The 7776-nt window shown below is 44.3% G+C and carries 7 protein-coding genes; all 7 read left to right on the forward strand.

From position 1 onward, the window contains the following. Positions 1-463, forward strand: a 463-nt coding sequence (locus tag AC1DUA_RS14545) for a transporter substrate-binding domain-containing protein (RefSeq protein WP_477500449.1), incomplete at its 5' end; no start/stop codon positions are given. Positions 464-1189: 726 nt separating this feature from the next. Beyond that, positions 1190-1888, forward strand: coding sequence for a response regulator (locus tag AC1DUA_RS14550; RefSeq protein ID WP_477500450.1), 699 nt, complete (start codon positions 1190-1192; stop codon positions 1886-1888). A gap of 1 nt (position 1889) precedes the next feature. Beyond that, positions 1890-3347: a sensor histidine kinase gene (locus tag AC1DUA_RS14555; protein ID WP_477500451.1), complete on the forward strand. Its 1458-nt coding sequence runs from the start codon at positions 1890-1892 to the stop codon at positions 3345-3347. Next, entirely contained in the window at positions 3344-4531 is a 1188-nt protein-coding gene (locus tag AC1DUA_RS14560; protein ID WP_477500452.1) for a hypothetical protein, read from the forward strand. Before AC1DUA_RS14555 ends, AC1DUA_RS14560 begins: the two co-directional genes overlap by 4 nt. A gap of 148 nt (positions 4532-4679) precedes the next feature. After that, positions 4680-6092 carry an ABC transporter substrate-binding protein gene (locus AC1DUA_RS14565; protein ID WP_477500453.1) on the forward strand — a complete coding sequence of 471 codons (1413 nt, stop codon included), beginning with the start codon at positions 4680-4682 and terminating at the stop codon, positions 6090-6092. Next, positions 6085-6966: a carbohydrate ABC transporter permease gene (locus AC1DUA_RS14570; RefSeq protein ID WP_477500454.1), complete on the forward strand. Its 882-nt coding sequence runs from the start codon at positions 6085-6087 to the stop codon at positions 6964-6966. Before AC1DUA_RS14565 ends, AC1DUA_RS14570 begins: the two co-directional genes overlap by 8 nt. Before the next feature lie 60 nt (positions 6967-7026). Then, positions 7027-7776 (forward strand): carbohydrate ABC transporter permease (locus AC1DUA_RS14575; RefSeq protein WP_477500455.1); only part of this gene is annotated, 750 nt, incomplete at its 3' end.

A 7776-nucleotide genomic window follows, 5' to 3' on the forward strand; every position in this document is an offset into this window, starting at 1 on the left:
GACATCTACCGACAACGGTGTCATTAAAGGTAAAGAGGATTTAGCTCAAAAAGTGGTGGCAACCAAAAACGGATCGACTGCGTTTAACTATGCAGGTGAAATTCAGGGAGCTAAAATACGGAGCTATTCCAATGTCGCCGATGTTTACAACGAATTAAAAAACAATACGGTGGATGCTGCCATTTTCGATGAGCGTAACGCCCATGATTTTCTGCAAGACAAAGCACAAGGACAAGTGAAAATGGTTGGAGAAACGTTCAACAAAGAGAGATACGCCGTCGTTGGGAAGAAACGCAATAAATATATCGGTAAAGTGAACAAAGGGATCGAATCCGTCAGCAAAGACGGAACTTACGAATCGATGTATATGAAGTGGTTTGGCACGAAGCCAGATAAAATGCCGGATAAGATAAAAAAAGATATGGAATACGAAATGCAGCACGAAACAGTGAATGGTCGCTAATTGGCGGCCTTTATTGTTTTATCGTCGATGAGATGAAAGTTTATCTCGCAAACGAGAACGAATGATTATTTGTTCAATTACCACCAATTTCTACAGTTATAAATGTCGCATGGAGAGGATTTGGCGGAATAACAGGAGTTTCTCCATGTAAATCAGCCGCTGCTTCTCCTTTTATGAAAAAGCGATGGAAATAGCCATACTATCTCCATCTAATCCCAACTAATAAACTGAATTGGGCAAATTAGCAGTATTATTTCCAGCTATAATTAATTCAGCGGATCAGTGAGCTGTCACGTAGGTACTAGACAGGCAAAAACTATCGCCTGCATCTCAAAGCAGGTCACACAAAGTGCTAGCGATTTGAACGCTGGCGCTTTCATCATGCTGGAATAATAATACAATTGGATGAAAATACTAAAAATTAGACGAGCATTAAGAGGTAAAAACACTTTCAAAGGTGTCGACGACAAGGGAGGATTGGAGTGGAAACGATGACTTGGGAAGGCGTGAGATGAAATTTAATGAAATCGTTTTCACAAATTCAGATGGCCACTCATCCTCCCAATGAGATGGAATGGCAAGAGACTTGGACACAAAAAGTTTACAAGTTGGTAACATGCACGTTAACCTAGAGAGGTATAATTTCACCGAGCATCCCCGTCCTTGATGTAAGAACTAATCGAAGGCTAATGCGGGTGTCCATGGCGTAATGAATGCGGAGGGCGGATGGAGAAGACCAAAATATTACTAATTGAGGATGAGGCAGCGATTGCCGATCTTCTGGAATATGGTTTGCAAAAGGAAGGGTACAGCATCCAAAAGGCATCCACAAGTGCTGAAGGCTTGCGACGGCTAGCGTCGTTTCAGCCAGACTTATTATTGCTGGACTGGATGCTGCCGGACGGGAACGGTCTGGATATTTGCAAAAAAGTTACTGCCTTATATAACATCCCGATTGTCATGCTGACAGCTAAATCGGACATTACAGATAAAATTCTTGGTTTGGAATTTGGAGCCGATGATTATATAACCAAGCCTTTTGATCTTCGCGAAGTAGTCGCGAGAATAAGAACGATATTGCGGAGGTTTGCACAAGCAAATCGGACCACAAGCGAACCAGAAGAAGCCATTATCCAAATAAGGGAAATTACTATTTTTACAAGTGAACGTTTGGTTCGTAGAAACAATGAACTTATTGATTTGACTCCCAAAGAATATGATCTTCTGATGACGCTATATCAATCCAAGGGTAAAATCTTCACCAGGACAGAGCTGCTCGATCAGGTATGGGGCTACGATTTCGCAGGGGATACAAGAACCGTGGATACTCACATTCAACGTTTACGCAAAAAACTGTCACTAGGTGACCTAATTACTACTGTGTTTAGTATCGGTTACAAATTTGAGAAGCAAGTGGACGTGTAACATGCTGCACACCATAAGAGGAAAGCTGCTCATCGGATTTTTTCTCATTTTTCTTATCTTCTTTTTGATTCTAAACCAGATGGTGGCAAGAAATATCGAATCCGGTAACCAAAAGATGATGACCGATTCGTTAATTGGTCTGAAAAACAACAGCAATGCCTACGTGCGGCAGTCGTTCATGATCCATCATTTTGCCAATGATGAACTGTATTTCGGACAAATTGCCGAGGAGATGGCGAAAGATCTACAGCACGACATGTCCACTAGTATCGCCATGTATTCCGTTGCTGGGGATAAGCTGTACGCGACAGACCCTGCTTTATTTGCAGATGATGAAGATGATTTGAGACAAGCCTTGTTAGGCAAGACCGCCTATCGGATCACGTATGAGAATGGCACCGCCTCGGTTCTGTTCGCATTCCCTGTCATCGTTGATGGGACGAAGGTAGGGATTATTCGGTTTGCCAAAGATTTCACTTTGCTGTATGAACAGAGTACACAAATTAGGCGAACAATCTTCGTGACTGCCATGGCTGTTTTTGCAGCAGCTTTTCTGTTCACGTATTTGTTATCCCGGCACATTACTGTGCCTTTAGTGAAATTGTCCATTGCCTCCACGGAAGTCATGAAGGGTAAATTGGACACTCGACTTACGTTTAGGCGTAAGGACGAGATCGGCAAACTAGCTGCCAATTTCAATAACATGATTGAACGCATCCAGGATCAAATCGTCACCATTGAGCAAGATCGGGATCAATTAGAAGAGTTGAACCAAGCGCGCAAGCGATTTTATGATAATGTGACCCATGAGTTAAAAACGCCACTTACGACAATTATGGGGTATGCCACGATTATTCGTGAGAACGGCATTCAAGATCAAGTGATGTTTGACAAGGGGATGACTCATATTGTTGAAGAGAGCAAAAGGTTGCACGATATGGTCTTGAAGCTGCTCGAACAGTCGAAGGAATCCCATGTGGCAGATCGAATTTCCGTTGTGGACGTGGGTTATCTTCTAAGGGATGTCAGTGAAACAATGACGATTAAGGCGAGACGGTATAAGAAATCGATTCGGTGCCATGCGGAAGAAGGTTTATTCGTAAATGGACAAGCGGATAAGCTCAGGCAGCTGTTCATTAACCTCCTAGATAATGCCATTAAATATGGCTATGCCCATACCGAGATTGAGGCGAAAGCGGAGCTTGCATCCGATGTTGTGCGTTTGATGTTCACAAATAAAGGCCCCACGATTAGTCCGGAGCATCTCAGCCGGATCTTTGAGCCGTTCTATCGCGTGGATTCTACAAAGCATGAGAGCGACAGTGCGGGTCTAGGACTTAGTATTAGCAAAGGTATTGTGGATGAGCATCAAGGGAGCATCCACATTACAAGCCATTCGGAGCAAACATTTGTTTATATTGACGTGCCATACAAAAGATTGGATGGTGATCGAGAATGAACAAACGCCCGCTTGTCGTGATTGCGATTTTCTTTCTTGTTACCATTTTATTGGCTGGCTGCTCGATCAAGTCACGGTCGGAAACGATTATCATCCCAGATACAGGGGAAGCCTCGACAGTCAAAGGTGAGCACGGGGCGTATGATGTAAAGACCATCTATAAGTTACTTGGCAAATCCAGTGAACAAGGCATACCGTTAGGTTGGATCGATACAACCTCGCTTCTTAACTTCTTTGACGAAATTGACAAACCACCAAGTCTGGAACGTGTTGATGCTCCTTACGAAGAGCATCTGAAATTGCTCAACATCGAAGCCAAATCTTCTTTCATGGCTTACACGCCTGATGGGCAATCGATTGTTTATGTCAAAGAAGCGAATGGGTCATACGGATTAAACCTTCTAACTTTGAAGGATCAGAAAGATTCGGTTATCGCTCCAATTGTAATTGAACAGATTCGATCGTTAAGATTTGGATGGTCCAACAACGGCCGTTACCTCGTTTATATCGCTAAGAAGCTAGAGAAGGAAGAGGCTTTAATCGGCGTTTATGATCTAACAGAGCATAGTTTGAAAAGTTATTCATTTGCAGGATGGAATCAAGCGGATATCATCGGTTCCATTCAGCTAGCTGACGATGCCCAAAGTGTAGCAATCGTGCGCGCAAGAGGGAAACAAACTTATGTGGAAATCGACACATGGAACGGTAATGAAATAAGCCGCCAATACGAACATCTCGCGGCTAACGACAGCCAAGTCGAGTGGATCCACAACGATCAAATCGCATTTATCGGACAAGAGGGCACTTTGTATGCCTATGAACGACGCAATGCGGCCTTATCTGTCCTAGTAGAAGGGATAAATATGTTCAGTTTATCACCGGATCGCAAATCAATTGCCTTTTCACAGGACAAAGACACTGTCTACGCAGCTTCGTTATATGGAAACAATGTGCTGAGTAAAACCCAGCTCTTCAAAGGAGTCGTACCCTCACTTATGGCGTGGAGTTCGGATAATCGAAGGCTTCTCTTAAGCGGATGGAAGCCTTATGAGTGGGATAAGCCTCGAAGTACTCCAGCACCAGCTCCAGCTCCTGCTTCTGAAGCCGTTTCACACTCATCATCACCTCAAGTGGTTGAGGTGGGTTCTAAAGTAAATCAAAATTTAGTGATTGAATTCAAATAAAGAATCGAAGGGTTTCCTTCGGTTCTTTTTTTATTGACATCTCGTTGACATTTCGTTGACAAGTTGGTTAAGTGACCGCAACATCCCTGGTTTACATTAATCCTATAGGCGACACATTAAATAAACTTAGGACAAGGATGGGATGGAATTGAACAACAATAAATATTGGCTTGGACTTAGCTTGAGCGTTGTCATGTTGGGACTATCAGCCTGCAGCTCGAGCCCCGGCACGAGCACGAGCAATCTCAGCACGGACACAGGGAAAGCAGGAGAGTCATCGGCTCCACAACAAACCGGGACGAACGCGGCTAATCCTTCTAAAGGTGGCAAAGCAACGGTTGTTTTCTCCACTTTTTGGCCGGATGAGGGGCTCAAGAAGGCGAAGATGAGTTATGAGGCGGCCCATCCGAATATTACAATTGAGCTGCAGGATGTAGTGACGGATGATGCACATTCGGAAGCTGAACTGCAAAAGTATGTAACAGCGACGAATACAGCCATGTTATCAGGCAAAGGTCCTGATATGCTTGCTCTGGATATGCTGCCAAGCGAGAAATACGTTGGCCAACATTTGCTTGCTGATTTAAGTGGGTTATTGAAGAAAGACCCTGGATTTCTTAAGGGGGACTATTATAACAATATTCTGGAGAGCTCTCAGACCAATGGTGGCCTTTTCGGATTACCGCTATCTTTTTTCCTAAACGTATTAATTGGCGATGAAAAAGTCATCAAACAAACCGGTATCCCGATCGACGATAAGAACTGGACTTGGGAAAAGTATGCCGACACCCTCAAACAGCTAAGTCAAAAAGCTCCTAATAATAAACCGCCAACTGCTGGAGTAGCACCCTCAGATGGGAAAGAAATGATGCAAATACTGCTGGCTGAAATGGTAAAAGAAAATTACTCGCACCTAGTTAACGAATCTGCCCGTACGGCAAGCTTCGACTCGGCTGCTTTTACGGATATGATGGGACAGGTCAAAAAGATGTATGATGACGGCGTATTCGCTAGCACTCGCGGGGGATCCTATTTCATTCCTCGGAATGTGAACTCTGCCTGGGATTATCTCGTTACGATGAAGGAATCTGGCAACGAAGCGAGATTATATGCCAAACCAAGAGCGGAAGGAACGACAGCTGGGGGGTATTTTTACCCCTACAAGGTCATTGGGATCAATGATAAATCTACCGTTAAACAAGAGGCTTGGGAGTTTCTTCAATACTTGATGTCTGAGAATATCCAGCCTGCGCCAGAACGAGCCGGTTTCCCTGTCAACAAGAAAGTGTATGAAAAACAAGTTCAACAGCTACTAGCCAGCGGAACAGTCAAAGCTTATGAAGAAGGTCCACTGCACGGCCAATCGATTCCTGTCGATCCCGCCCAGATACAACTCCTGAACGGCTATCTATCCGATGCCATTCATCCCGTTGCTTTCCAGCCAACCAAGATCGAAGAGATTGTTCATAAGGAGAGCGTGGCCTACTTCAGCGGTCAGAAATCTGCGAAGGATGTAGCGAAACTTATCCAAAACAAGGTGATGACTTACTTGAATGAATAAATTCCAACTTCCGACTTGGCTTGGGAAAGAAAGTATTGTTCCATGGATTTTCTTGGCGCCTAGCGCAGCTGGCTTCATTCTGTTCTATATCATCCCATTTGGGATGGGCATTGTTTACTCTTTTACAGATGCTACGATTGGTGGATCGTTTGTCGGCTTCGATAACTATACGGCACTGCTCAGCAGCAAGTCTTTTCATAAAGCCTCTATGAATACCTTGCTTTTTACGAGTATTAGTGTGCCGCTTCTGATCCTATTATCCTTGATTCTGGCTATCCTCCTGAACCGTCAACTCGTTATTCGGGATTGGCTGCAGACGTCATTTGTCTTACCGCTTGTCGTGCCGGTAGCTTCCATCATTATGATATGGCAAATATTCATTGACTGGAATGGCGCTTTAAATGCATGGATGCACAGCCATAACTGGGGAAGAATCGATTGGATGCAGTCTGATGGATCGCTCGGGGTATTGGTGATTTTATATATTTGGAAAAATATCGGGTACGACATGATCTTATTCCTGGCTGGGCTTCAGGCGATTCCCGTTTCCTATTATGAATCCGCCAGGATCGATGGGGCGAGCAAGCTGCGTCAGTTCGTTCATATCACGCTGGTCTATTTGACGCCAACAATGATTTTTGTCGTACTGATCTCAATTATCAACTCGTTTAAAGTGTTCAGGGAAACGTATTTACTTGCAGGCGATTACCCGTATGACCGCATCTATATGCTGCAGCACTATATGAACAATATGTTCTTTTCTCTCGATATTCAGAAGCTGACCGCAGGGGCCACGCTCATGGTCGGTTGCATACTGATTCTGGTGTTCGCATTGCTATCTATCGAAGGGCGTTTTCAATCTTTTATGGAATAAAAGGAAGTGAAATGAATTGTGAAACGGCTGACCAAGGTCATAGCAACACTCTTGTTAGCGATGGCAGCAGGAATCTCCTTGGTTCCCATTGTATTAACTTTTACGAATTCTCTCATGACGGAAAGTGAGATCGGACTTAATTATGATTGGATTGGGAAAATGCCTGATGCAGCAGCAGGGAATAAGGATGCTTTCGTTAATCTGAAGTGGATTCCGGATTGGCTTAGTTTCAGTCAATATGCCGAAGTATTAGTGCGAAATCCGAAGTTCCTGCATATGTTCTGGAATTCTGTCGGGCTGGTCGTCCCCATTATCTTGGGGCAAGTCGCTGTAGCTTCGTTAGCGGCTTATGCTTTTGCCAAACTTCGTTTCCCTGGAAGGGACAAATGGTTTCTATGCTACCTACTGACGATGCTAATGCCATTTCAAGTGACCTTAGTTCCGAACTATATTATTTTGGATAAGCTTGGACTGTTAAATACGCGAGCAGCTATCGTACTGCCAGGCATCTTCGCGGCCTTCGGAGTCTTCATGCTGCGCCAGTTCATGCTTCATATTCCTGCAGTATTGACAGAAGCAGCCAAGATGGACGGTGCCGGGCATTTCACGATCTTTGGTCGGATCATTCTCCCACTTGTTAGACCGGGATTAGCTGCACTAATTGTTCTGTTATTCGTTGATTACTGGAACATGGTTGAGCAGCCGCTCATCTTTCTGCAGGAAGCGGTCGATCAGCCGCTATCGCTATATTTAGCGCAGATCAGCAAGGAGGCTAGAGGGGTTGTTTTCGCAGCATCCGTGCTCTATATG

It is taken from the genome of Paenibacillus sp. 01T422 (genome assembly GCF_056398785.1).

Coding starts and splice junctions, on each gene's coding strand:
- AC1DUA_RS14550 (WP_477500450.1), top strand. CDS start 1,190: ATGGAGAAGACCAAAATATTACTAATTGAGGATGAGGCAGCGATTGCC.
- AC1DUA_RS14570 (WP_477500454.1), top strand. CDS start 6,085: ATGAATAAATTCCAACTTCCGACTTGGCTTGGGAAAGAAAGTATTGTT.
- AC1DUA_RS14560 (WP_477500452.1), top strand. CDS start 3,344: ATGAACAAACGCCCGCTTGTCGTGATTGCGATTTTCTTTCTTGTTACC.
- AC1DUA_RS14555 (WP_477500451.1), top strand. CDS start 1,890: ATGCTGCACACCATAAGAGGAAAGCTGCTCATCGGATTTTTTCTCATT.